20 protein-coding genes are annotated in these 22,521 nt (G+C 63.4%); 7 read left to right on the forward strand and 13 right to left on the reverse strand.

The genetic code is table 11. The annotated features are described in order from the left end of the window. Window positions 1-63: 63 nt before the first annotated feature. From ubiB to ubiE, 3 genes are read right to left on the reverse strand one after another with little or no spacing between them, the layout of a single operon-like run. Entirely contained in the window at window positions 64-1,650 is a 1,587-nt protein-coding gene (gene ubiB, locus ACNFCJ_RS02270; protein ID WP_343352308.1) for a ubiquinone biosynthesis regulatory protein kinase UbiB, read from the reverse strand. Beyond that, a complete protein-coding gene (locus tag ACNFCJ_RS02275) occupies window positions 1,647-2,264 on the reverse strand; it encodes a ubiquinone biosynthesis accessory factor UbiJ (RefSeq protein ID WP_343348666.1) in 618 nt (205 codons plus the stop codon). Before ACNFCJ_RS02275 ends, ubiB begins: the two co-directional genes overlap by 4 nt. Continuing rightward, window positions 2,264-3,034 (reverse strand): bifunctional demethylmenaquinone methyltransferase/2-methoxy-6-polyprenyl-1,4-benzoquinol methylase UbiE, encoded by a 771-nt coding sequence (ubiE, locus tag ACNFCJ_RS02280; RefSeq protein ID WP_099522805.1) that lies wholly within the window; start codon window positions 3,032-3,034, stop codon window positions 2,264-2,266. The genes ACNFCJ_RS02275 and ubiE overlap by 1 nt, the downstream gene beginning before the upstream one ends. 147 nt (window positions 3,035-3,181) lie before the next feature. On the opposite strand from ubiE, the gene ACNFCJ_RS02285 reads away from it, so the two are divergent. The 3 genes from ACNFCJ_RS02285 (at window position 3,182) to ACNFCJ_RS02295 (ending at window position 4,950) form a co-directional block, all read left to right on the forward strand. Continuing rightward, window positions 3,182-3,457, forward strand: coding sequence for a polyhydroxyalkanoic acid system family protein (locus ACNFCJ_RS02285; RefSeq protein ID WP_416769548.1), 276 nt, complete (start codon window positions 3,182-3,184; stop codon window positions 3,455-3,457). Window positions 3,458-3,650: 193 nt separating this feature from the next. Further along, window positions 3,651-4,097, forward strand: coding sequence for a phasin family protein (locus tag ACNFCJ_RS02290; RefSeq protein ID WP_416769550.1), 447 nt, complete (start codon window positions 3,651-3,653; stop codon window positions 4,095-4,097). Between the two features lie 10 nt (window positions 4,098-4,107). Then, a complete protein-coding gene (locus tag ACNFCJ_RS02295; protein ID WP_416769552.1) occupies window positions 4,108-4,950 on the forward strand; it encodes a phasin family protein in 843 nt (280 codons plus the stop codon). Between the two features lie 188 nt (window positions 4,951-5,138). Here ACNFCJ_RS02295 and ACNFCJ_RS02300 read toward each other — a convergent pair whose 3' ends face one another. The 10 genes from ACNFCJ_RS02300 to ACNFCJ_RS02345 form a co-directional block, all read right to left on the reverse strand. After that, window positions 5,139-5,753 (reverse strand): TetR/AcrR family transcriptional regulator, encoded by a 615-nt coding sequence (locus ACNFCJ_RS02300; protein ID WP_416769554.1) that lies wholly within the window; start codon window positions 5,751-5,753, stop codon window positions 5,139-5,141. Between the two features lie 67 nt (window positions 5,754-5,820). Next, window positions 5,821-7,503, reverse strand: a complete 1,683-nt coding sequence (gene phaC / locus ACNFCJ_RS02305; RefSeq protein ID WP_416769556.1) for a class II poly(R)-hydroxyalkanoic acid synthase — start codon at window positions 7,501-7,503, stop codon at window positions 5,821-5,823. A gap of 204 nt (window positions 7,504-7,707) precedes the next feature. Beyond that, a complete protein-coding gene (gene phaZ / locus ACNFCJ_RS02310; RefSeq protein ID WP_416769558.1) occupies window positions 7,708-8,565 on the reverse strand; it encodes a poly(3-hydroxyalkanoate) depolymerase in 858 nt (285 codons plus the stop codon). A 153-nt stretch (window positions 8,566-8,718) separates the two neighbouring features. After that, window positions 8,719-10,398, reverse strand: coding sequence for a class II poly(R)-hydroxyalkanoic acid synthase (gene phaC / locus ACNFCJ_RS02315; RefSeq protein ID WP_099522799.1), 1,680 nt, complete (start codon window positions 10,396-10,398; stop codon window positions 8,719-8,721). Between the two features lie 296 nt (window positions 10,399-10,694). Then, window positions 10,695-11,066 (reverse strand): gamma-butyrobetaine hydroxylase-like domain-containing protein, encoded by a 372-nt coding sequence (locus ACNFCJ_RS02320; RefSeq protein WP_416769561.1) that lies wholly within the window; start codon window positions 11,064-11,066, stop codon window positions 10,695-10,697. Between the two features lie 289 nt (window positions 11,067-11,355). After that, window positions 11,356-12,696: an HslU--HslV peptidase ATPase subunit gene (gene hslU, locus ACNFCJ_RS02325; protein WP_099522797.1), complete on the reverse strand. Its 1,341-nt coding sequence runs from the start codon at window positions 12,694-12,696 to the stop codon at window positions 11,356-11,358. Between the two features lie 75 nt (window positions 12,697-12,771). Beyond that, window positions 12,772-13,302 (reverse strand): ATP-dependent protease subunit HslV, encoded by a 531-nt coding sequence (hslV, locus tag ACNFCJ_RS02330; protein ID WP_004372920.1) that lies wholly within the window; start codon window positions 13,300-13,302, stop codon window positions 12,772-12,774. A 238-nt stretch (window positions 13,303-13,540) separates the two neighbouring features. Continuing rightward, window positions 13,541-14,215 (reverse strand): SPOR domain-containing protein, encoded by a 675-nt coding sequence (locus ACNFCJ_RS02335; RefSeq protein WP_179546006.1) that lies wholly within the window; start codon window positions 14,213-14,215, stop codon window positions 13,541-13,543. After that, window positions 14,216-15,955: an arginine--tRNA ligase gene (argS, locus tag ACNFCJ_RS02340; protein WP_416769564.1), complete on the reverse strand. Its 1,740-nt coding sequence runs from the start codon at window positions 15,953-15,955 to the stop codon at window positions 14,216-14,218. It lies immediately after the preceding gene. Between the two features lie 117 nt (window positions 15,956-16,072). After that, window positions 16,073-18,292: a primosomal protein N' gene (locus ACNFCJ_RS02345; protein ID WP_416769566.1), complete on the reverse strand. Its 2,220-nt coding sequence runs from the start codon at window positions 18,290-18,292 to the stop codon at window positions 16,073-16,075. A 158-nt stretch (window positions 18,293-18,450) separates the two neighbouring features. On the opposite strand from ACNFCJ_RS02345, the gene rpmE reads away from it, so the two are divergent. From rpmE to ACNFCJ_RS02365, 4 genes are all read left to right on the forward strand, one after another. Continuing rightward, window positions 18,451-18,663, forward strand: coding sequence for a 50S ribosomal protein L31 (rpmE, locus tag ACNFCJ_RS02350; protein WP_024306629.1), 213 nt, complete (start codon window positions 18,451-18,453; stop codon window positions 18,661-18,663). Between the two features lie 26 nt (window positions 18,664-18,689). Beyond that, the gene (locus tag ACNFCJ_RS02355) at window positions 18,690-19,490 is read left to right on the forward strand and encodes a thermonuclease family protein (RefSeq protein WP_416769569.1); all 801 of its coding nucleotides are present in this window, start codon (window positions 18,690-18,692) and stop codon (window positions 19,488-19,490) included. Continuing rightward, a complete protein-coding gene (locus ACNFCJ_RS02360) occupies window positions 19,487-20,923 on the forward strand; it encodes a M48 family metalloprotease (protein ID WP_416769571.1) in 1,437 nt (478 codons plus the stop codon). The genes ACNFCJ_RS02355 and ACNFCJ_RS02360 overlap by 4 nt, the downstream gene beginning before the upstream one ends. A gap of 104 nt (window positions 20,924-21,027) precedes the next feature. Continuing rightward, window positions 21,028-22,296 carry a malic enzyme-like NAD(P)-binding protein gene (locus tag ACNFCJ_RS02365; protein WP_416769573.1) on the forward strand — a complete coding sequence of 423 codons (1,269 nt, stop codon included), beginning with the start codon at window positions 21,028-21,030 and terminating at the stop codon, window positions 22,294-22,296. Window positions 22,297-22,521: the final 225 nt, after the last annotated feature.

Here is a 22,521-nt window from a genome sequence, read left to right on the forward strand (position 1 = left end):
CCAAGTCTGCCGGGGCTGCCGGACTGTCAATTCGCCAAGTGTGCCAGTGCCGTGGCTAGCTGGCTATCGGCGCAGCACCAGATAGAGTCCGCCGCCAACCATCAGCCAGGCGGGCCAGGCGGCCAGCAGCGGTGCCAGGCCTTGAATGGTACCGGCAGCAATCAGTGCGGCGCCGAGCAGGCGTAGTGGCCATCGGTCGCTGCTGGGGTGCTGCTCTTCCCGTTGCTGCGAGCGCTGCAGGCGCTCCAGGGTGTCGCGGGCGATCTGCGACAGGTGCGGCACCTGCTCGGCCTGTTGCTGCAGATTGCGCAGCAGGTGTAACGGGCTGATGCGTTCGCGCATCCAGCGTTCGAGATAGGGCTGGGCGGTGCTCCACAGGTCCAGGTCCGGATACAGCTGGCGACCGAGGCCTTCGATGTTGAGCAGGGTCTTCTGCAGCAGTACCAGCTGCGGCTGCACTTCCATGTTGAAGCGCCGTGCGGTCTGGAACAGGCGCAGCAGCAACTGGCCGAAGGAGATGTCTTTCAGCGGCCGTTCGAAGATCGGCTCGCAGACGGTGCGGATCGCAGCCTCGAACTCGTTGACCTTGGTCTCCGCCGGCACCCAGCCGGAGTCGATGTGCAGCTGCGCGACCTTGCGATAGTCACGCTTGAAGAAAGCCAGCAGGTTGCGCGCCAGGTAGTCCTGATCCTCGTCGGTGAGGCTACCGACGATGCCGCAGTCGATGGCGATGTACTGCGGGCTCCAGGGCGTGCGCGTGCTGACGAAGATGTTGCCGGGGTGCATGTCGGCGTGGAAGAAGCTGTCGCGGAACACTTGGGTGAAGAAGATTTCCACGCCGCGCTCGGCCAGGAGCTTCATGTCGGTGCGCTGGTCGGCCAGGGTCGCCAGGTCGGTGACCGGGATGCCGTAGATACGCTCCATCACCAGCACCTGTGGACGGCACAGGTCCCAGTACACCCGCGGTACGTAGAGCAGCGGCGAACCATCGAAATTGCGTCGCAGCTGGCTGGCGTTGGCCGCCTCACGCAGTAGGTCGAGCTCGTCGTAGATGGTCTTTTCGTAGTCGCTGACCACCTCGACCGGATGCAGACGACGGGCATCGGCGGAAGCCTTTTCGGCAATGCGGGCGATCAGAAACAGCCAGGCCAGATCCTGGCGGATCACCGGCTTGAGGCCTGGCCGTACTACCTTGACCACCACTTCTTCGCCGGTCTTGAGCTGCGCGGCGTGCACCTGCGCGACCGAGGCAGAGGCCAGCGGCTGGCTGTCGAAGCGGGCGAACAGTTCGCTCACCGGTGCGCCGAGCTGACGCTCGATCAGGGCGATGGCCTGGGCTTCGGGGAACGGCGGTACCTGATCCTGCAGACGCGCCAGTTCGTCGGCGATGTCCGGCGGCATCAGGTCGCGGCGGGTAGACAGCAGTTGGCCGAACTTGATGAAGATCGGTCCGAGGTCTTCGAACGCCAGGCGCAGGCGTGCACCGCGCGACAATTGTGACGGCTTGCGCGGCAGCCAGCGCCACGGCAGCAGCCAGGACAGTGCGCGCAGCCAGAATGGCAGCGGCAGTTCGAGGAGCAGGTCGTCCAGTTGATAGCGGATGACCACGCGCTGGATACGCAGCAGACGGCGAACGGCAAGCAGCTTCATGCGTCGGACTTATTGGCAGAAGTGAGGCGCTCGATGCGTGCTTCCAGGCGGTCGAGGGCGAGTTTGAGATGGTCCAGTTCGGCAAAGCGCACATCGGCTTCGCGCTGGCCCACCAGCGTGCGTGATTCTTCGGCCAGGTAGTCGGCCAAATCCTGCTTGAGGCTGGCCGCTCCGTTGCTGGCCAGGTTCACCCGGCTGCGCAGATGGCCGGCGAGCAGGGTAGTGGCCACCGGGCCGAGCCAGCGGGAGACTTCGTATTCCCAATCCAGCTCCAGATCCTGGAGGATGCCGGCCAGTTGCAGCAGCACCGCGCTGTCGCCATCGAGCGAGACTTCCGGGCGGTGCAGCACGGCGGTCTTGTCGCGGCTCAGTGCCAGGCGCGCCAGGCTGGCGGCGGGTGCGGTGAGCGTGCAGTCGGGCGGTGCGTGCCATTGCGACGCCAGTTGCAGGCCGTCGCCGCTGGGCAGGATGAACAGCTCCAGGGTGGGACTCTGGCAGTGCACGGCGATGACCTTGCCGCTCAGCGCCTGCAGGCGCGGCAAGGCCGTGCCATCGAGGCCGAGAACCCGGTTGAGGCCCGTTTCGACGCCTGCCAGCAATCCGGTTATGAGCATTAAGGCTTGATGCCGCGGTGCAGGGCGACGATGCCGCCGGTCATGTTGTGGTAGGTCACGCGTTCGAAGCCGGCATCGACCATCATCGCCTTGAGGGTTTCCTGATCCGGGTGCATGCGGATCGACTCGGCGAGGTAGCGGTAGCTTTCCGAATCATTGGTGATCAGCTTGCCAGCCAGCGGCATGAAGCTGAACGAATAGGTGTCGTAGACCTTGGCCAGCAGCGGGTTGCCGGGCTTGGAGAACTCCAGCACCAGCAGGCGGCCACCGGGTTTGAGCACGCGCAGCATGGAGGCGATGGCCGCATCCTTGTGGGTGACGTTGCGCAGGCCGAAGGCGATGGTGACCACGTCGAAGTGATTGTCGGGGAACGGCAGCTTCTCGGCATCGGCTTGAACGAACTGCACGTTGCCGGCCACGCCCTTGTCCAGCAGGCGGTCGCGACCGACCTTGAGCATGGAATCGTTGATATCGGCCAGCACCACTTCACCGGTCGGGCCGACGATGCTGGCGAACTTGCGGGTCAGATCACCGGTGCCGCCGGCGATGTCCAGCACACGGTTACCGGGGCGCACGCCGGACAGCTCGATGGTGAAGCGCTTCCACAGGCGATGCAGGCCGCCGGACAGCACGTCGTTCATCAGATCGTACTTGGCCGCCACCGAGTGGAAGACTTCAGCCACCTTTTCCGCTTTCTGGCTTTCCGGTACGTCCTGGAAACCGAAGTGGGTGGTGGGTTCCTGCTCCTGGGCCTTGCGTGGATCGCTCATGTCGCTCTCACCGGGTAGAAAACCGCACCATTCTAAAGGCGCCTGGCGCCTTTGTCTTGCCTGGGTGCCCGCTTGCCCGATGGGCTGGTAGAGTGATGTGACCTCATGCCGCAGCCACGCGGCACGCTGCCAGTTCAAGGAGTTTTCATGTCCCGTATTCGTGTCGAACGATCCCATTCCCTTGGTCGCGAGGGCGCCCGCGAAAAGGCCGAGCGCCTGGCCGAACGCCTGGCCAGCGAGTACGACGTGCGCTATCGCTGGAACGGCGACACCCTGGAGTTCAAGCGCAGCGGTGCCGACGGCAGCATCGCGGTGGGTGAAGACACCGTGCGTGTCGAGCTCAAGCTCGGGCTGTTGCTGTCGCCCATGGGCGGCATGATCCAGCGCGAGATCGAGCAGGTCCTGGATAAGTCGTTGGTGTGAAGAGGCCGCAGGTTACAGGCGGCAGGTAAGAGCAAAAGCAATTCGCTACGCTGCTTGGCCTGAAGCCTGAAGCCTGAAGCCTGAAGCCTGAAGCCGCTCTTAGTATGTGATTTCTAATTTTTCTCCCTAGTGTGTACCCAAGCCTGCAAACCGTGGGCGTTTCCGCTAACTGTCAAAGCGCGTGAGGTGCACCATGTCGAAAGTTGCCGTGAAGAAAAAAGTCGAAGCCGTGGTCGAAGACAAGGCCGGTCTGTTCGACGACGTGAAGGGCTACGCCCGCAAGATCTACCTCGCCGGCCTGGGCGCCTACGCCAAGGCGGGTGCCGAGGGCGCCGAGTATTTCAAGGAGCTGGTCAAGGCCGGTGAGGGCGTCGAGAGCAAAGGCAAGAAGCTGGTCGACGAGCAGGTAGAGGCCGCCAACAGCCAGATCGAATCGGTCAAGCAGTCGGTCAATTCCAATGTCACCAGCGTTAAAGGCAAGGTCGAAGTTCAACTCGACAAGATCGAGAAGGCTTTCGATACTCGTGTGGCTTCCGCTCTGAACCGTATCGGCATTCCGTCCAAGCAGGATGTTGAAGCACTCTCTGCTAAGCTGGATGAGCTGAGCGCGTTGCTCGAGCATGTCGCGCGTACCAAATAAGGAGATCAGGATGGCTGTTAAGAAGAAAACCGAGAAACAGACCAGCTCCTGGATCGGCGAGGTCGAGAAATACTCGCGTCAGATCTGGTTGGCAGGCTTGGGCGCTTACTCCAAGGTCAGCAAGGACGGCACCAAGCTGTTCGATACGCTGGTCAAGGACGGCGAGAAGGCTGAGAAGCAGGCCAAGAGCGAAGTCGACAAGCAGGTTGGCGCGGTGAAAGCCGGCGTCGGCTCCAAGGTCGGTTCCGCCAAGTCCAAGGTCGATGAAGTTCGGGGCAAGGCGATCGGCAAGTGGGGTGAGCTGGAAGAGGCTTTCGACAAGCGTCTGAACAATGCCATCTCGCGTCTGGGCGTGCCCAGCCGCAACGAGGTCAAGGCATTGAACGACAAGGTCGACAGCCTGACCAAGCAGCTGGAGAAAATCACTGGCGTATCGGCCAAGTCGGTCGCCAAGCCTGCTGCCAAAGCTGCGCCCAAACCTGCTGCGAAGGCTGCCGCCAAGCCGGCTGCGAAAGCAGCTGCCAAACCTGCTGCCAAAGCTGCAGCCAAGCCCGCTGCCAAGCCGGCTGCCGCGAAACCTGCAGCCGCCAAGCCGGCAGCTAAACCTGCGGCGAAACCGGCAGCCAAGGCCGCAGCGAAACCCGCTGCCAAGCCAGCGGCCGCCGCCAAGCCTACAGCTAAGCCAGCAGCCAAGCCTGCTGCAGCGAAGAAGCCGGCTGCGAAGAAACCGGCAGCACCCAAGGCAGCTGCGCCGAAACCGGCTGCACCGGCACCAGCTCCGGCCGCCGCTGCAACGCCGGCTGCTGCACCGGCTCCGGCTGCCACTCCGGCAACTCCAGCCACCCCGTCCTGAGTTTCTCGGGACTGAAAACGCCCGGCCTGGCGCCGGGCGTTTTCGTTTCAGGTCGCAGGGCGGGCCATGCGCAACAACCGTGGATGCGTCTCGGCTTTGTAGGGCGGGTGCAACCCGCCATTTGCGCTCTGGCGGGTTGCACCCGCCCTACATTCCCAGCGTGTCATTGGCATGCGTACGGCTGCGCATCAGGCTTCCAGATAACGCTGTGCCAAGTGCTCGACGGTGCCGCGTGACGGCTGGTTCAGGTGCGGCGCGACCAGCATCATGATCTGGTACACCACCAGGCGGATTTCACCCTGCTGGTCGAGGATGCGCTGGTAGTCGAGGGAGAACAGCAGGGTCAGGGTGATCTGCTCGACCAGTTGGCCGAGCGCCTGAGTGCCGCTGTTCAACTGCCCATCCGCCATCAGGCGGGCGAGCAGGGCAGCCAGGGTGCGTTTCAGCGCGTTCAGCCAATGACGAATGCCTCGTGCCAGCTTCGGCAACCTTCCCGCCAGGTTGGACATATCCTGGAAGAGAAAGCGGTACTGCGACAGGCGCTCGACGATCAGGTGCAGGAACAGCCAGTAGTCCTCGACATCCAGCTGGGCCTCTGCGGGCGGATCGAGCAGCGGCGCCATCTCGCTCTGGAAGCGCTCGAACAGTTCCAGTACCAGCGGCTCCTTGCCATGGAAGTGGTAGTAGAGATTGCCTGGGCTGATGTCCAGCTCGTTGGCGATCTCCAGGGTCGAAACATTGGGCTCGCCCTGCTCGTTGAACAGCTGCAGGGCGGTTTGCAGAATGCGTTCGCGGGTTTTCATCCTTGGCTTCTTGTTCGACTGCGCGAGGGCTGACGATAACCGGCCGACGTGCTGGCGGCCACCGCTTTCAGCGGATATGCACGTAGGTGCCGGGTGCCGCTTCCATGGTCGGATGCTTCTGGCTGCCCAGGGTCATCAGCGTGGCGCGTTGCTCGCCGGAGCGCGCCTGAATCCACTCCAGCCACTGCGGCCACCAGCTACCCTGCTGATGCTGGGCGTCGTGATACCAGGCGCGCGGGTCTGAGGTGAGCTTGGCGTTCTCATAGTAGTTGGCCTTGGGGTTGCCCGGCGGGTTGAGAATGCTCTGGATATGGCCGCTGTTGGAGAGGATGAAGCGGCGGTTGCCGCCGAGCAGCAGGGTCGAGCGGTAGACCGCGTCCCAGGGCGTGATGTGATCGTTGATGCCGGCCACGCTGAAGCTGTCGACGTTGACTTTACTGAGGTCCACCGGCGTGCCACAGACTTCCAGACCGCCGCTGCGGCTGAGTGGGTTGTGTTTGAAAAAGTCGATCAGGTCACCATGCAGTGCGGCGGGCAGGCGGGTGTTGTCGTTGTTCCAGTAGAGGATATCGAAGGCCGGAGGCTGCTTGCCGAGCAGGTAGTTGTTGATCCAGTAGTTCCAGATCAGGTCGTTGGGGCGCATCCAGGCGAATACCCTGGCCATGTCGCGACCATCCAGCACGCCTTGCTGGTAGGAGCGGCGCTTGGCTGACTCGAGGGTTTCCTCGTCGGCGAAGAGCATCGCCGGGCTGTCGATCTGACTGTCGAGCAGACTGACCATATAGGTAGCGCTGGCCACCTTGCGTAACTGCCGGCGCGCCTGCAGGTGGCCTTGCAGAGCGGCGATGGTCAGACCACCGGCGCAGGCACCGAGCAGATTGACGTCCTTGCTGCCGGTGATGGCGCGGCAGGCGTCGACGGCCTCCTCGACCGCCTGCACGTAGCTCGACAGGCCCCATTCGCGATGCCGTGGATCGGGGTTGCGCCAGCTGATCATGAAGGTCTGCAGGCCGTTCTTCAGTGCGTACTGGACGAAGCTCTTATCGTTGGACAGGTCGAATATGTAGTACTTGTTGATCTGCGGCGGCACGATCAGCAGCGGGCGCAGGTACTGCTTTTCGCTCATCGGCTTGTACTGGATCAGCTCCAGCAGCTCATTGCGAAACACCACTGCGCCGGGGGTGCAGGCCAGGTTACGACCGACCTCGAAAGCATGCTTGGTCACCTGGCTGGGCAGGCCGTCGTTATGCAGCAGGTCGTCGAGCAGGTGGCGCAGGCCCTTGAAGGCACTGCTGCCGCCGGTGTTGAACAGCTCCTTCACCGCCTGCGGATTGAGCGGGCTGTTGGATGGCGACAGCGCGTCGCTCATCAGCGAGGCGAGAAAGCGTGCGCGGGCGCGATCATCGGCCGACAGGTCGCTATCGTCGATCCACGCCGCCAGCTGTTTCTGCCAGGCCAGGTAGGCCTGCAGGCTGCGTCGATAGAAGGGGTTGAGGTGCCAGGTGGGATCGGCGAAACGCGCATCCTGCGGATTGACCTTGTGCAGGGTATCGCCGAGCAGCACGCGGCCCAGCTGGCCGCCGAAGGCCAGCAGATGCCGGCCGCTGCGGACTGGATTCTTCAGGCTCTGGGCGGCCAGCAGGCGCATGGTCGATAACAGATCGCGCCCGCGTACGCCCACTACTGCGCTTTGGGCATTCATGAAGGTGGCAGGTGCCGGCAGTGAGGCCGGGTTCGACTTGTCTCGCATGGGGCAACACTCCGTCGTCAAACCGTCTAGAGACTTTCATGGCGCGGACTGCCTGACACGCACCTTGTGCTTATGCACGTCGTGCAGCAAGCCCTGTACCAGGCGCGCGGAACGTGCATTCCAGAGCGCCGCACCGAAAAGCGAAGGGGCCGTCACCGGCCCCTTTCTCGAGCATGCAGAACATTGCGCACCATGCCGGTGCCGTCAATGCTGGCGAACCGGGGTGGGCTGCGGGTGCATCACCGCACGGTGCCGCTCCTCTTCGAGAAATTTCATGATGATCGGCGCCACCGCTTCGGCACGGGTCACCAGAAACAGGTGGCCGTCGTCGATGATGTGCAAGTCAGCGTTGGGAATGCGCCAGGCGAGCAGGCGCATGTTGATCAGCGGGATCAGCGGGTCGTCGTCGCCCGCCATCACCAGGGTCGGTTGGCGAATCTTGTGCAGCCAATGGATGCTGGTCCAGCCGAGGCCGGCGAACAGTTGCCAGTAGTAGCCCATCTTGCCGCCCGAGCGCACCTTGCTCGCATGCGCCATGGCCAGCTTGGGATCGCGGCGGAAGGCGCCGCCATAGATATCGGGGGCGATGCGCACACCGTAAGACGGCTGTACGTAGCGCCTTGGACTGGCCATGCGCCAGAGCACCTTGGGCTTGCCCGGTACCATCACCGCCCCAGCCGAGGTGGCGGCGAGAATCAGCTTCTTGCAGCGCTCGGGATAGTCATGGGCGAACTGCTGGGCCAGGGCGCCGCCCCAGGACACGCCGATGGCGTTGACCTGACCGTAGTCGAGATAGTCCAGCATGCGCGCCGCCAGCTTGGCCAGACCGGGAAACCGGTAAGGGGTGGCCGGCGTAGAGGATCCACCAACGCCAGGAACGTCGAAGGCGATGATTTCCAACTCCGGATCCAGGGCGGCGACGAAGGGCATCACCAGCTCCAGGTTGGCGCCGATGCCATTGAAGATCAGCAGCGGCACCAACTGGCTGTTGCCCGGCCGCACCGCGGTGCGGATGGTCTGCCCATCGAGGTCGATGGTGCGGAATACGAATGGTTGCGGCATGGGCGCAGCCCCTATGGAGTTAAGCGCTGGAGGCGACGATCCTGGCCGCTTCCAGAATGACCAGGGCAATCCTGGTTCGTCACGCCCGGCCAGGCCATCGTGACGTGCGGCACTTCCCAGTGCCGCGGGCAGTGTGGCGCCAGAGGCGCCGTATCAACGTTCATGTACATAGGTGCCCGGGGCGGCTTCGCCGGCCGGGAATTTCTTGTTGCCCAGGGTGGTGGACGCGTTCTTGGTCTTGCCCGAGCGCTCGGCCAGCCAGGTCTGCCAGTGCAGCCACCAGGAGTCAGCATGCTTGGTCGAGCTTTCCTGCCAGGCCTTCGGGTCCAGCGGCATCTCGCTGTTGGTCATGTAGCGCGCCTTGGGGTTGCCCGGCGGGTTGAGGATGCTCTGGATGTGGCCACTGTTGGACAGCACGAACTCGCACTTGCCGCCGAACAGGTGAGCCGACTTGTAGCAGGAGTCCCACGGCGTGATGTGGTCGGTGGTGCCGGCGACGACGAAGAAATCGCAGGTGACCTGCTTGAGGTCGATCGGTGTGCCGCAGACTTCCAGCGCGCCCGGACGGGTCAGCGGGTTGGTCTGGAACATCTCGATGAACTCGCCGTGCAGGGCGGCTGGCAGGCGCGTGGTGTCATTGTTCCAGTAGAGAATGTCGAACACCGGCGGCTCGTTGCCGAGCAGGTAGTTGTTGACCCAGTAGTTCCAGATCAGGTCGTTGGGGCGCATCCAGGCGAACACCTTGGCCATGTCGCTGCCTTCCAGCACGCCGGCCTGGTAGGAGCGGCGCTTGGCTGCCTCCAGGGTCTTCTCGTCGGCGAACAGCGCCACCTGGGTGTCGAGCTGGGTATCGAGCACGCTGACCAGCAGGGTCAGAGCGTTGACCTTCTGCTGGCCGAGAGCAGCGTAGTGGCCGAGCAGGGAGGCGGTGGTCAGGCCGCCAGAGCAGGCGCCGAGCATGTTGACGTCCTTGCTGCCAGTAATGGCGCAGATGACGTCGATGGCTTCCTTTAGCGCCTCGATGTAGGTGGACAGGCCCCACTCGCGCTGCGCCTTGGTTGGGTTGCGCCAACTGACCACGAAGGTCTGCACCTGGCTGCGCAGCAGAAAGCGCGCCAGGCTCTTGTCCGGCGACAGGTCGAAGACATAGAACTTGTTGATCTGCGGCGGCACCACCAGCAACGGGCGCTCATGCACGCTCTCGGTGATCGGCTTGTACTGGATCAGCTCCAGCACGTCATTGCGAAAGACCACGGCGCCGTCGGTGGTGGCCAGGTTCTTGCCGACCTCGAAGGCCTCCATGTTCACCTGGCTGGGCATGCCGCCGTTGTGCACCATGTCCTTGGCCAGGTGCGACAAGCCGTCGAGCAGGCTCTTGCCGCCGGTTTCGAAGAAACGTTTGACCGCGGCCGGGTTGGCCATGCTGTTGGAGGGTGCCATGGCTTCGGTCATCAGGTTGATCACGAAGTGGCCGCGGCTGGCGTCCTGCTCGGACAGCGAGCTGTGCTCGATCCAGTCGTGCAGTTCCTTGCGCCAGGCCAGGTAGGTCTGCAGGTAGCGGCGATACAACGGGTTCTGGCTCCAGGCCGGGTCGGCGAAGCGGCGGTCACCGTCTTCAGGCTTGAGCGCGGACTGGCCGAGCATGACGTTCTTTAGCTCGAGGCCGAAATGGGCGACATGCTTGGCGCTGTGGAAGGGTTGCTTGAGTGCCTGGGTGAGCACCATGCGGGCAGATGTCAGGAGATCCTTGCCGCGGATGCCAATCACTGGGTTGAGCCCCAGGGTGTTTTCCGAGGCCTGGCGTTTCAGGTCTTCGTTATTCTTATCACTCATCTACGACGCTCCATTGTCCTGAGACGAATACCGGCCTGTGGGGGCGCGCGGCGACACAGGGCCTGGTACTGCTCGGGTTAACCGGGGGCGGATCGAGTCCGCATCTTTCGTTGCATCTGGCACAGCCAAATGCAGGGAACCTGCCAGTTCCTTGGTTACCCGAGTTTTTGAAGTTAAGCAAGCTGGTCAGTGGGGCAGGAGTATGCCGCGATAGATTAGAAAACGCGCTCTAACTGTCGCTAACGTGACTCTATGTGATGGGCGCGAGCGCTCTGCGTCGAGGCTTTTGCAGCCGCTCAGAGCATCAGGCGGACGACCGACTCGCTGGGGTCGCGAGATTTTCCAGCAGCGCTGAGTTCGGCCAGGTAGTCGGTCCACAGCGCGTCCTGGCGTGTGGCCAGTTCGTACAGGTAGTCCCAGGTGAACAGGCCGCTGTCGTGGCCATCGTCGAAGCACAGTTTCAGTGCGTAGTTGCCAGCCGGTTCGATGCGCTCGAGACCGACGTTGAGTTTGCCGGTCTGCAGGATCGGCTTGCCATGCCCCTGCACTTCGGCCGAGGGCGAATGCACGCGCAGAAACTCGGCACTGAGCCGATAGCTCTGCTCGCCATAACGCAGCTCCAGGGTTTTCGAGGCCTTGTGCAGTTTGATCGCGCTGGGGATGGGCATGGCTGATTTCCGTGATCTTTTGGGGGGGCTTGCACTGTCCTGTAGGAGCGGCTGGGCGGCATTGCGCTTCAGCCGCGAAATTCGCGGATAAATCCGCTCCTACAGAATGGCGCGGGTCACCAGCGACAGGATCGTGCGCCTGGATTTACCAGGCTGTTGAAAAACTACCTACGTTGCCATTGCTGGGTTAAAAACAGGCTCAAAATGCTCATTTACAGCTCGTAAACTCCGCTTTATCGCCTGTTTTTGCCTTGCACTGGCTGCCTCGCCTACGTTTTTCAACGGCCTGTTACAGGATATAGCGCGACAGGTCTTCGTCCTGCGCCAGCTCACCGAGGTGGCCGTTGACGTAGGTTGCGTCGATGCGAATCGGTTCGCCGTTCTGCTGGCCAGCCAGATCGCCGGCACTGAAGGAGACTTCCTCCAACAGGCGTTCGAGCAGGGTGTGCAGGCGACGGGCACCGATGTTCTCGGTCTTCTCGTTGACCTGCCAGGCGATCTCGGCGAGACGCTTGATGCCGTCTTCGGCGAATTCGATGCTCAAACCCTCGGTCTGCAGCAGCGCACTGTACTGCTCGGTAAGCGAAGCGTGCGGCTCGCTGAGGATGCGCTCGAAGTCCTGCGGGCTCAGTGCCTTGAGCTCGACGCGAATCGGCAGACGACCTTGCAGCTCGGGCACCAGGTCGCTCGGCTTGCTCAGGTGGAAAGCGCCCGAGGCGATGAACAGGATATGGTCGGTCTTGACCATGCCCAGCTTGGTGTTGACCGTGCAGCCCTCGATCAGCGGCAGCAGGTCGCGCTGCACACCCTCGCGAGAAACATCGGCGCCGCCGGTGTTGCCGCGCTTGGCCACTTTGTCGATCTCGTCGATGAAGACGATGCCGTGTTGCTCGACGGCTTCCAGTGCGCGGGCCTTGAGTTCTTCCTCGTTGACCAGGCGCGCGGCTTCCTCGTCGCGCACCAGCTTGAGGGCATCGGCGACCTTGAGCTTGCGGCTCTTCTTCTTGCCCTTGCCCATGCTGGAGAACAGGTTCTGCAGCTGGTTGGTCATCTCCTCCATGCCCGGCGGGGTCATGATCTCGACGCCCATGGGCGAGTCGGCCACTTCGATATCGATTTCCTTGTCGTTCAACTGACCTTCGCGCAGGCGCTTGCGGAACAGCTGACGGGTATTGGAATCCTCGCTGCGCGCAGGCTCGTCGCCAAAGCCCTGGCGTGCAGGCGGCAGCAGGGCATCGAGGATGCGCTCTTCGGCGGCATCTTCGGCACGGTGGCGGACCTTGGTGATTTCCTGCTCACGCAGCATCTTCACCGCAGCATCGGCCAGGTCGCGGATGATCGACTCGACGTCGCGGCCGACGTAGCCGACCTCGGTGAACTTGGTCGCCTCGACCTTGAGGAACGGCGCGTTGGCCAGCTTGGCCAGGCGACGGGCGATTTCGGTCTTGCCGACACCGGTCGGGCCGATCATCAGGATGTTCTTCGGTGTCACTTCCTGGCGCAGTTCAGCCGGAAGCTGCATGCGCCGCCAGCGGTTGCGCAGGGCGATGGCGACGGCGCGTTTGGCGTCGTCCTGGCCGATGATGTGGCGGTTGAGTTCGTGGACGATCTCGCGGGGCGTCATGGACATGGAATCTGGCTCGCTATCGGGAAACTGTGAGCGCCTGTTCGTCGGCATCGGGAACAGGTTCTGAGGCAGTGGACGCTACTCGGCAGCGTCCAGTTCCTCGATGGTCTGATGATGGTTGGTGAACACGCAGATGTCGCCGGCGATGCCCAAGGCGGTTTGCGCCACTTCCAAGGCAGACAGGTCGGTCTTCATCAGCAAGGCGCGCGCGGCAGCCTGGGCGAAGTTGCCGCCGGAGCCCATGGCGATCAGGCCTTCTTCGGGTTCGACCACGTCGCCGTTGCCGGTAATGATCAGGGAGGCATCCTTGTTGGCTACGGCCAGCATGGCCTCCAGGCGGCTCAGGCTGCGGTCGGTACGCCAGTCCTTGGCCAGCTCGACGGCGGCGCGTACCAGGTGGCCTTGATGTTTCTCGAGCTGGCCTTCGAAGCGCTCGAACAGGGTAAAGGCATCGGCGGTGGCGCCGGCGAAGCCGGCCAGCACCTGGCCGTGGTAGAGGCGGCGCACCTTCTTGGCGTTGCCCTTCATGACGGTGTTGCCGAGGGAAACCTGGCCGTCGCCAGCCATCACGACCTTGCCGTGGCGGCGCACTGAAACGATGGTGGTCAAGGGTGAATCTCCACGCTGCGGGGCGAACTTGCCCTGATGGAAACTCAGATGGGGTGCCCGCCCCAGCTTTTCAACCGGCGGCGGGCTCAACAGGCTGTTGAAAAACTACCTGCGTTGTCTGGCCGTCGTTAAAAACAGCCTCAAAATGCTCATTTACAACGCGTAAACTGCGCTTTTTCGGCTGTTTTTGCCTCGGCCAGCCTGCCTCGTCTACGTTTTTCAACGGCCTGTTGGGCGATCAGCGGACCTGGCGCTGCTGTAACAGCAGATTGCTGTAGCCGTTGCCTGCGAGGGTCTTCTGCGCGGCCGCGAGTTGCTCGCGACTGGCGAAGGGGCCGACCAGGACGCGGTGCCAGGTCTCGTCGCGCACCTTGCCAGTTTCCACGCGTACGTTCTGGCCGAGCAGGATGATCTGCGCGCGCACGGCGTCGGCGTCGTCGCGCTTGCGGAACGAGCCGGCCTGGAGGAAGAACTGCGTAGTGACCGGAGCATTGGCCAGCACCGGTGGTGGAGGCGGCGGCACCTGGCCGTTGAGCGCAGCTTCGGCGCGAGCGGTGTCGATCTTCGCCGCTTCTTCCGGGGTGACCGGTTTCTGTTCGGGCACGGGGGGCGGCGTTTCTTCCAGTGCCTGCGGCAGGATCACTTCCGACTCCGGCAGCAGGGTGTAGAAATCGTACTTGGGTCTGGACGGCTCGGGTTGCGTCGGCTTCGGCTCCGGTTTGGTACTGCGCACCTGCTCGCCCTTGTCGCGCTTGATCTCGTCACGGCCCGGTTCGAGGCTGAACAGGAACATGAAGAAACCACCGACCACCAGGCCGCAGGCCAGCCAGATCCATCCTGGTACGGGCTTCTTCGCCGGTGCTTGATAGCGACTGGCGCCGCGTTTCGGTGCCGGCTTCTTGCGCGCTGCCATTTACATCCGCTCCAGGGTTTCCAGGCCGAGCAGCTCCAGGCCCTGCTTGAGAGTGCGGCCGGTGAGGGCGGCCAGACGCAGACGGCTGTCGCGGGTGGCTTCGTCCTCGGCACTCAGGATCGGGCAATTCTCATAGAAGCTGGAGAACAGACCGGCGAGGTCATACAGGTAGGCACAAAGGATATGCGGCGTGCCCTTGTCGGCGACGTTGCCGAGCAGCTCGTTGAATTGTGCCAGCTTGGCGGCCAGGGCTTGCTCCTGATCGGCAACCAGGGTGATTTGCCCGCCGATCTCGTCCACGCCCTTGCCTAGCTTGCGGAACACGCCGGCTACGCGGGTGTAGGCGTACAGCAGGTAGGGGGCGGTGTTGCCCTCGAAGCTCAGCATCAGGTCGAAGTTGAAGCTGTAGTCGCTGGTGCGGTGCTTGGACAGGTCGGCGTATTTCACCGAGGCGATGCCGACCACGCGTGCAATTTTGCGCAGTTCGTCTTCGCCGAGGTCCGGGTTCTTGTCCTTGACCAGGCTGTAGGCGCGCTGTTCGGCTTCGTCGAGCAGTTGCACCAGTTTCACGGTGCCGCCGTCACGGGTCTTGAACGGGCGACCGTCCGGACCGTTCATGGTGCCGAAGCCCATGTGCTCCATTTCCATGCTGGTGGGGACGAAGCCTGCCAGACGCGCGCAGGCGAAGACCATCTGGAAGTGCAGGGCCTGGCGCTGGTCGACGAAGTACAGCACGCGGTCGGCCTTGAGCGTGCCGGCGCGGTAGCGGGTGGCGGCCAGGTCGGTGGTGGCATACAGGTAGCCGCCGCCGGCCTTCTGTACGATCAGCGGTAGCGGTTTGCCTTCGGCATTCTTGAACTCGTCCATGAATACGCACTGCGCGCCGTTGTCTTCGGTCAGTAGACCCTTGGCGGCCAACTCGGCAACCACTTTCGGCAGGTCGTCGTTGTAGGCGCTCTCGCCTTTGACGTCGGCCATGCTCAGCTTGACTCCGAGGCGGTCGTACAGCGCCTGGCAATGCGACAGGGAGATGTCGTTGAAACGATGCCACAGGCGCAAGCACTCGGCGTCGCCGGCCTGCAGCTGCACCACCAGCTCGCGGGCGCGGTCGGCGAACTCGGGGGATTCGTCGAAGCGCTTCTTGGCGGCGCGGTAGAAGCCTTCCAGGTCGGCCAGCTCGCTTTCGGCGGCGGCCGGGTTTTCCTGCATATAAGCCAGCAGCATGCCGAACTGGGTGCCCCAGTCGCCGACGTGGTTCTGGCGGATCACCGTGTCGCCGAGAAACTCCAGCACGCGCGCCACGCCGTCGCCGATGATGGTCGAGCGCAGGTGGCCTACGTGCATTTCCTTGGCCAGGTTGGGCGCCGACAGGTCGACCACCACACGCTGCGCCGGGCCGTTCTTGCGTACGCCCAGCTTGGCATCTGTCAGCGCGGCCTCCAGGCGCTGGGCCAGGGCATCGCTGTTCTGGAAAAAGTTGAGAAAGCCGGGGCCGGCGATTTCCACCTTGGTGATCTGCGCGTCGGCCGGCAGGGCTGTGATCAGTTTCTCGGCCAGGTCGCGCGGCTTCATGCCAGCCGGCTTGGCCAGCATCATGGCGATGTTGCTGGCGAAGTCGCCGTGGCTCTTGTCCTTGGTGTTCTCCACCTGGATGGCCGGCGTCAGGCCCGCTGGCAGCACGCCTTCGGCGGTCAGGCGGTCGAGGGCTTGCTGGATCAGGTGGCGAATGCTGTCTTTCATGTTCGGCTCGGGTTGCCTTGGGGCTTTGGTCGAAAACTGCGCATTATAGAAGTAGCTGCAGGTTGCAGGCCACAGGCTTCAGGCAAAGCGATCGGCCTGCAGCTTGCAGCCTGAGGCCTAGAAAAGATCGATCGGGTCGACATCCAGCGACCAGCGCACTGCGCGGCCGCTGGGCATTTGCTCCAGTGCATGCAGCCAATGGTTGAGCAGGCGGTGCAGCGGGGCGCGGGCATTGCCCTGCAGCAGCAGTTGCGCGCGAAAACGTCCGGCGCGGCGTTCCATCGGCGCCGGTACCGGGCCTAGCAGTTCGATGCCGGACAGTCCCAGCTCGCCCAGCAGATGTTCGGCCTCGCTGCAGGCCTCATCGAGAAAACTTTCTGCCTGGCCGGGCTTGTGCGCTTCGGCGCGCAGCAGCGCCAGATGGCAGAACGGCGGCAGGCCGGCGCTGCGGCGTTCGCTCAGCGCCTGTTCGGCGAAGGCGAAGTAGCCCTGTTCTGTCAGTTGCACCAGCAGCGGATGATCGGCCAGGTGGCTCTGGATGATCACCTTGCCTAGCTCCTCGGCCCGCCCGGCGCGGCCAGCGACCTGTACGATCAACTGCGCCATGCGCTCGCTGGCGCGAAAATCCGCCGAGAACAGGCCGCCGTCGGCATCGAGGATCGACACCAGCGTCACCCTTGGGAAGTGGTGACCCTTGGCGAGCATCTGCGTGCCGACCAGGATGCACGGCTCGCCCTTGTTGATGGTGGCGAACAGGCGATCCATCGCGCCCTTGCGCGAGGTGCTGTCGCGGTCGATGCGCAGCACCGGGTAATCGGGGAACAGCAGCGCCAGGCGCTCCTCGGCGCGCTCGGTGCCGGCGCCGACCGGGCGCAGGTCGACGTGCTGGCATTTCGGGCAATTGCTTGGTTGCTTCTCGACATGGCCACAATGGTGGCAGCGCAGTTCCTGATAACGCTGGTGCACGGTCATGCGCGCATCGCAACGCGGGCACTCGGAGAGCCAGCCGCAGTCGTGGCAGAGCAGGGTCGGGGCGAAGCCTCGGCGGTTGAGGAATACCAGAACCTGTTGGCCGGCCGCCAGGGTCTGGGCAATGGCCTGCTGCATCGGCCCGGAGATGCCCGAGTCCAGCGGCCGGCTCTTCACGTCTAGACGCAGGAAGCGCGGCTGGCTGGCACCGCCCGCGCGCTGGGTCAGCTTGAGCAGGGCGTAACGGCCGCTATAGGCGTTGTGCAGGCTCTCCAGTGAGGGCGTGGCGGAGCCGAGCACGATCGGCACGTCTTCCTGGCGGGCGCGTACCAGTGCCAGATCGCGGGCGTGATAGCGCAGACCTTCCTGCTGTTTATAAGAGGCGTCGTGTTCTTCGTCGACTATGATCAGCCCAGGGTTCTTCATTGGCGTGAACAGGGCCGAGCGGGTGCCGATGATGATGTCGGCCTCACCATCGCGCGCCGCCAACCAGGCGTCCAGACGCTCGCGGTCGTTCACCGCCGAATGCAGCAGGGCGATGCGTGCGTTGAAGCGGCGGGCGAAGCGGTCGAAGGTCTGCGGGCCGAGGTTGATCTCGGGGATCAGCACCAGCGCCTGCTTGCCGGCTTCCAGGCATTGGTGGATCAGCTGCAGGTAGACCTCGGTCTTGCCGCTGCCGGTAACACCCGCGAGCAGGAAGGCATTGAACTGATTCCAGCCCGACGCCACGGCATTCACTGCGGCGCGCTGCTCTGCGTTCAGCGGCAGTTCCGGTTGCGCCAGCCAGTGCGCGGGCTTGGCATGCGGCTGGGTGCGGCGCACCTCGACCCGCACCAGTCCCTTTTCATGCAGCAGCTGCAGGCTGTCGCGATTGAGTTGCAGTTGGCTGAGCAGGCTGTGGGCCACGCCATGAGGGTGTTGCGCCAGAGCCTTGAGCGCGTCGCGCTGGCGTGGCGCGCGGGCCAGGCGTGGGTCGTCGACGCTGGCGCCTTTGCTGGCCAGCCAGTAACGCTCCTGGCGGGTTTCGGCCGGCTCGCCCTGGCGTAGCAACACGGGCAAGGCCCAGCTCAGGGTGTCGCCGAGGCTGTGCTGGTAGTACTGCGCCGTCCACAGGCACAGCTTGAACAGCGACGCCGGTAGCGGTGGGCGAGCATCGAGCAATTCCAGGGCGGGCTTGAGCTTGTCGAGTGGTACCTCACTCTGGCTGTCGACTTCAACCAGTACGCCGATCATCTCGCGCCGGCCGAAGGGCACGCGCAAGCGCACGCCTGGCTGCAAGGCGCTGCGCGATACGCCAGCGGGGGCGAAGTAGTCGAACAGGCGGCGCAGCGGCGAGGGCAGGGCAAGGCGCAGGATCAGGTTGGGCAAGCCAGGAGCTCCTTTGACAGGCCGGCGATCTTAGCACGCGACGGCCGGCACCTTGCGCAGCTTGCATCGTGTCGGGTGTCTGGTAAGATGCGCGGCCTATTTCTGTGCGGTGCCTGACATTGTTCGGGTGGCGGCACGACTACCCCGAGGAAAGCACCATGAAAGCCGATATCCATCCGAACTACGTCGAGATCGACGCCACCTGCTCCTGCGGCAACGTGATCAAGACCCGCTCCACCATTGGCAAGAACCTGAGCCTGGACGTTTGCTCCGAGTGCCACCCGTTCTATACCGGTAAGCAGAAAGTGCTGGACACCGGCGGCCGTATCGATCGCTTCAAGCAGCGCTTCGGCGTATTCGGCGCCAAGTAAGCGACCGAACGAAAACGGAAACTGGCATGCGCCACTCCGTGATACTGAAAAAGGCGTCCCTGGTGGGCGCCTTTTTCGTTTCTCTGCTTTGTGCCGGCCTAGCCCAGGCCTTTTGTCCACCGCGTACCGATCTTGCTCAGGTCGCCGTGCGCCAGGTGGTCGATGGCGACACGGTGCGCCTGGCCGATGGGCGCAGCATTCGCCTGATTGGTATCAACGCACCTGAACTGGGGCGCAAGGGCCGCAGTGACGAGCCTTTCGCCGTGCAATCCAGGCGCCGTCTGCAGGCGCTGGTCGATGCCAGCGAAGGGCACGTCGGCCTGCTTTACGGCAAGCAGCGCAAGGACCGCTACGGGCGCACCCTGGCGCATCTCTATGACCGCCAGGGGCGTAATCTCGAAGCGCAGTTGCTGAGTGAAGGTCTCGGTTTCATGGTTGCGGTGGCTCCCAATGCTGCGCTGGCCAGCTGTCAGGCGCAGGCCGAGCGCCAGGCGCGGCGTCAGCGCCTCGGCCTATGGCGTACCAATCAGGTGAAGGCGGCCGGTCAGCTGAAAGGTGGCGGTTTCGCCCTGCTCGGCGGTCGGGTCGTCGAGGTGCAGCGCAATCGCGGCGGCCTGTGGATCGATCTCGATGGCGGTCGGGTGCTGCGCGTCGCGCCCGAACTGCTCGGCGAGTTCGATCTGCCCGCTTTGCAGAAACTCAAGGGGCGGCGAGTGGAGGCGCGCGGCTGGGTAATCGACCGCCAGAGTCGCGGTGGCTTGAAATCCGGTCAGGCACGCTGGATGTTGCCGCTTACCCATTCGGCGATGCTGGAGGTGTTGCCATGATGCGTGCATTGATGCTGTGTCTGTGCTGCAGCTGGCTGGCCGGTTGTGCGGTCAACCCGGCGACCGGTCGCACCGACTTCGTGATGATGAGCGAGCGTCAGGAGCTGGACCTCGGCGCGCGTTACAACCAGGAAATCCTCAGGCAATACCCGCGCTACGAAGACGCCAAGCTGCAGGCCTATATACAGCGCGTGGGCGAGCGGGTAGCGCGCAGCAGCCATCGCAACCAGCTCAACTACGTCTTCACCCTGGTCGACAGTCCGGACGTCAATGCCTTCGCGCTGCCGGGCGGCTACATCTATATCCATCGTGGCCTGCTTGCCTATCTCAACTCCGAGGCAGAGCTGGCTGCCGTGCTGGGGCATGAGGTCGGTCACGTGACGGCGCGTCATAGCGTGCGCCAGCAGAGTCAGTCCACGGCCTGGGGCTTGCTCGGCCAGGCCGCCGCCATCGGTACCGGTGTCGGCGCGTTGGGCGATCTGACCAGCGTCATGGGCAATGCCTTCGTGCGCGGCTACGGTCGCGACATGGAGTTGGAGGCCGATGGCCTCGGCGCGCAATATCTGGCGCGTGGTGGCTACGATCCTAAGGCGATGATCGAAGTGGTCAAGGTGCTCAAGGGGCAGGAGGATTTCGCCCGCGAGCAGGCGGCCAAGCGTGGAGAGGCGCCAGCGGCGGGTGGTTACCACGGTTTGTTCGACACGCACCCGGATAACGATCGTCGTTTGCAAGAGGTGATCGGCCCGGCGAGTGCGCTGGTGGGTGGCAATCAGGAAGTGGGGCGTGACAATTTTCTGCAGATGCTCGACGGCCTGGTGTTCGGCGATTCGGCAGCCAGTGGCATTCGCCGCGGGCGCCATTTCTATCACGGCGAACTGGACTTCACTCTGACCTATCCGCAGGGCTGGCAACTGGTCAATCGTCCCGATGTACTTATCGGCCATACCCAGGATGAGCAAGCCTTTATCGCCATGACGCTGGAGGCAGCGGACAAGCAGCTTTCGCCCGCCGAGTATCTGCGCCGGCGCGTTGGCAATCAGCGCCTGGTTGCTGGTGAGGAGCTGCGTCTGGGGGCGCTGCAAGGCTATACGGCGGTGTTGCAGGGGCAGTCGGCGCGGCGCGTGGCGGTGATTTATCGTGGCGACAGTGCGTACCTGTTCGTGGGGGCGGTGAAGGGGCGCGCTTCGCTGGAAACCGAGGACCAGCGTTTCCTCGAGGTCATCCGCAGTTACCGGCCACTGAAGGCGGCCGAACGCAAGCTGGCCGAGCCGGTGCGCCTGCGCTTGATACGGGCCAAGGCGGGGCAGAGCCTGTCTACTCTGGCCAAGGACTCGCCGCTGCCAACTGATGGCGAGGCCCAGTTGCGTTTGCTCAATGGGTTCTATCCAAGCGGTGAGCCGCGCCCTGGCGAGTGGCTGAAAACGCTGCGCTAGTGCGGCGCTTCAATCGCGACCGAACGGTCTTGTGCAGGTGTATACAACTTGCGTATCCTCGGCCGCCTGCCCGTTCAACAGCCAACAAAAGCGGAAATGCCACTATGTCAGATCTAAAAACTGCCGCTCTCGAATATCACGCCCAGCCCCGTCCCGGTAAGCTGAGTGTCGAGTTGACCAAAGCCACTGCTACCGCCCGCGACCTGTCGCTGGCCTACAGCCCGGGTGTCGCCGAGCCGGTTCGCGAAATCGCGCGTGATGCCGAGCTGGCCTACCGTTACACCGGTAAAGGCAACCTGGTAGCCGTGATCTCCGACGGCACTGCCATCCTCGGTCTGGGTAACCTCGGCCCGCTGGCTTCCAAGCCAGTGATGGAAGGTAAAGGCGTACTGTTCAAGCGTTTCGCCGGTATCGACGTGTTCGATATCGAAGTCGACTCGGAAAGCCCGCAGGCCTTCATCGACACCGTAAAACGCATCTCCATCACCTTCGGCGGCATCAACTTGGAAGATATCAAGGCCCCCGAGTGCTTCGAGATCGAGCGCGCACTGATCGAGCAGTGCGACATTCCGGTATTCCACGATGACCAGCACGGCACCGCGATCGTGACCGCCGCCGGTATGCTCAACGCCCTGGAAATCGCCGGCAAGACCCTGGAGGAGGCGAAGATCGTCTGCCTGGGCGCCGGTGCTGCTGCCATCTCCTGCATGAAGCTGCTGGTGAGCATGGGCGCCAAGGTCGAGAACATCTTCATGATCGACCGCAAGGGCGTGATCCATGCTGGCCGTGACGACCTGAATCAGTACAAGGCCGTGTTCGCCACCGAGACCGACAAGCGCACGCTGTCCGACGCGCTCGACGGCGCTGACGTGTTCGTCGGCCTGTCCGGTGCCAACCTGCTGAGCCCGGAAGATCTCAAGCGTATGGCGGCCAACCCGATCGTCTTCGCCTGTTCCAACCCGGATCCGGAAATCAAGCCGGAGCTCGCGCATGAGACTCGCAATGACGTGATCATGGCTACCGGTCGTTCCGACTACCCGAACCAGGTCAACAACGTGCTGGGCTTCCCCTTCATCTTCCGCGGTGCGCTGGACGTTCGCGCCACCCGCATCAACGAAGAAATGAAGATCGCCGCTGCCCTGGCCCTGCGTGATCTGGCCAAGCTGCCAGTGCCGCAGGATGTCTGCGACGCGTACGGCGGCATCAAGCTGGAGTTCGGTCGCGAGTACATCATTCCGAAACCGATGGATCAGCGCCTGATCACCGTGGTCTGCGACGCCGTGGCTAAGGCTGCCATCGAATCCGGTGTGGCGACTCTGCCGTATCCGAAGCACTATCCGCTGAACTCGGTGGACGATGTGTTCAACGGCTAAGCCGGCTGAATGCACAAACAAAAAACCCGCCTAGCAGACTGTGTGAAAACGTTCTGAACTGAACCGGTTCAATACAAACGCCTCGATTGTTTCGGGGCGTTTGTGTTTTTACTAGTGCAATGATGCAAAGTGCAGCGCTCAGGTCAGCAGCTCGATCATGCGGCGTGCCCCGAGTACCGAAATAGCACGTTTGAGGTTGTAGGCTTGCACGGCCATCGCCATCTC

The organism is Pseudomonas sp. NY15364, assembly GCF_048068235.1.
In the GTDB taxonomy this organism is placed as follows: Bacteria; Pseudomonadota; Gammaproteobacteria; order Pseudomonadales; family Pseudomonadaceae; genus Aquipseudomonas; species Aquipseudomonas mendocina_D.

Excerpts from the sequence above, each read along its gene's own strand:
- ACNFCJ_RS02360 (WP_416769571.1), top strand. The coding sequence starts at position 19,487 with ATGATGCGTGCATTGATGCTGTGTCTGTGCTGCAGCTGGCTGGCCGGT.
- ACNFCJ_RS02355 (WP_416769569.1), top strand. The coding sequence starts at position 18,690 with ATGCGCCACTCCGTGATACTGAAAAAGGCGTCCCTGGTGGGCGCCTTT.
- ACNFCJ_RS02275 (WP_343348666.1), bottom strand. The coding sequence starts at position 2,264 with ATGCTCATAACCGGATTGCTGGCAGGCGTCGAAACGGGCCTCAACCGG.
- phaZ (WP_416769558.1), bottom strand. The coding sequence starts at position 8,565 with ATGCCGCAACCATTCGTATTCCGCACCATCGACCTCGATGGGCAGACC.
- phaC (WP_099522799.1), bottom strand. The coding sequence starts at position 10,398 with ATGAGTGATAAGAATAACGAAGACCTGAAACGCCAGGCCTCGGAAAAC.
- hslU (WP_099522797.1), bottom strand. The coding sequence starts at position 12,696 with ATGTCCATGACGCCCCGCGAGATCGTCCACGAACTCAACCGCCACATC.
- ACNFCJ_RS02335 (WP_179546006.1), bottom strand. The coding sequence starts at position 14,215 with ATGGCAGCGCGCAAGAAGCCGGCACCGAAACGCGGCGCCAGTCGCTAT.
- ACNFCJ_RS02320 (WP_416769561.1), bottom strand. The coding sequence starts at position 11,066 with ATGCCCATCCCCAGCGCGATCAAACTGCACAAGGCCTCGAAAACCCTG.
- ACNFCJ_RS02285 (WP_416769548.1), top strand. The coding sequence starts at position 3,182 with ATGTCCCGTATTCGTGTCGAACGATCCCATTCCCTTGGTCGCGAGGGC.
- ACNFCJ_RS02290 (WP_416769550.1), top strand. The coding sequence starts at position 3,651 with ATGTCGAAAGTTGCCGTGAAGAAAAAAGTCGAAGCCGTGGTCGAAGAC.
- rpmE (WP_024306629.1), top strand. The coding sequence starts at position 18,451 with ATGAAAGCCGATATCCATCCGAACTACGTCGAGATCGACGCCACCTGC.
- ubiE (WP_099522805.1), bottom strand. The coding sequence starts at position 3,034 with ATGAGCGATCCACGCAAGGCCCAGGAGCAGGAACCCACCACCCACTTC.
- ACNFCJ_RS02365 (WP_416769573.1), top strand. The coding sequence starts at position 21,028 with ATGTCAGATCTAAAAACTGCCGCTCTCGAATATCACGCCCAGCCCCGT.
- argS (WP_416769564.1), bottom strand. The coding sequence starts at position 15,955 with ATGAAAGACAGCATTCGCCACCTGATCCAGCAAGCCCTCGACCGCCTG.
- phaC (WP_416769556.1), bottom strand. The coding sequence starts at position 7,503 with ATGCGAGACAAGTCGAACCCGGCCTCACTGCCGGCACCTGCCACCTTC.
- ACNFCJ_RS02295 (WP_416769552.1), top strand. The coding sequence starts at position 4,108 with ATGGCTGTTAAGAAGAAAACCGAGAAACAGACCAGCTCCTGGATCGGC.
- ubiB (WP_343352308.1), bottom strand. The coding sequence starts at position 1,650 with ATGAAGCTGCTTGCCGTTCGCCGTCTGCTGCGTATCCAGCGCGTGGTC.
- ACNFCJ_RS02300 (WP_416769554.1), bottom strand. The coding sequence starts at position 5,753 with ATGAAAACCCGCGAACGCATTCTGCAAACCGCCCTGCAGCTGTTCAAC.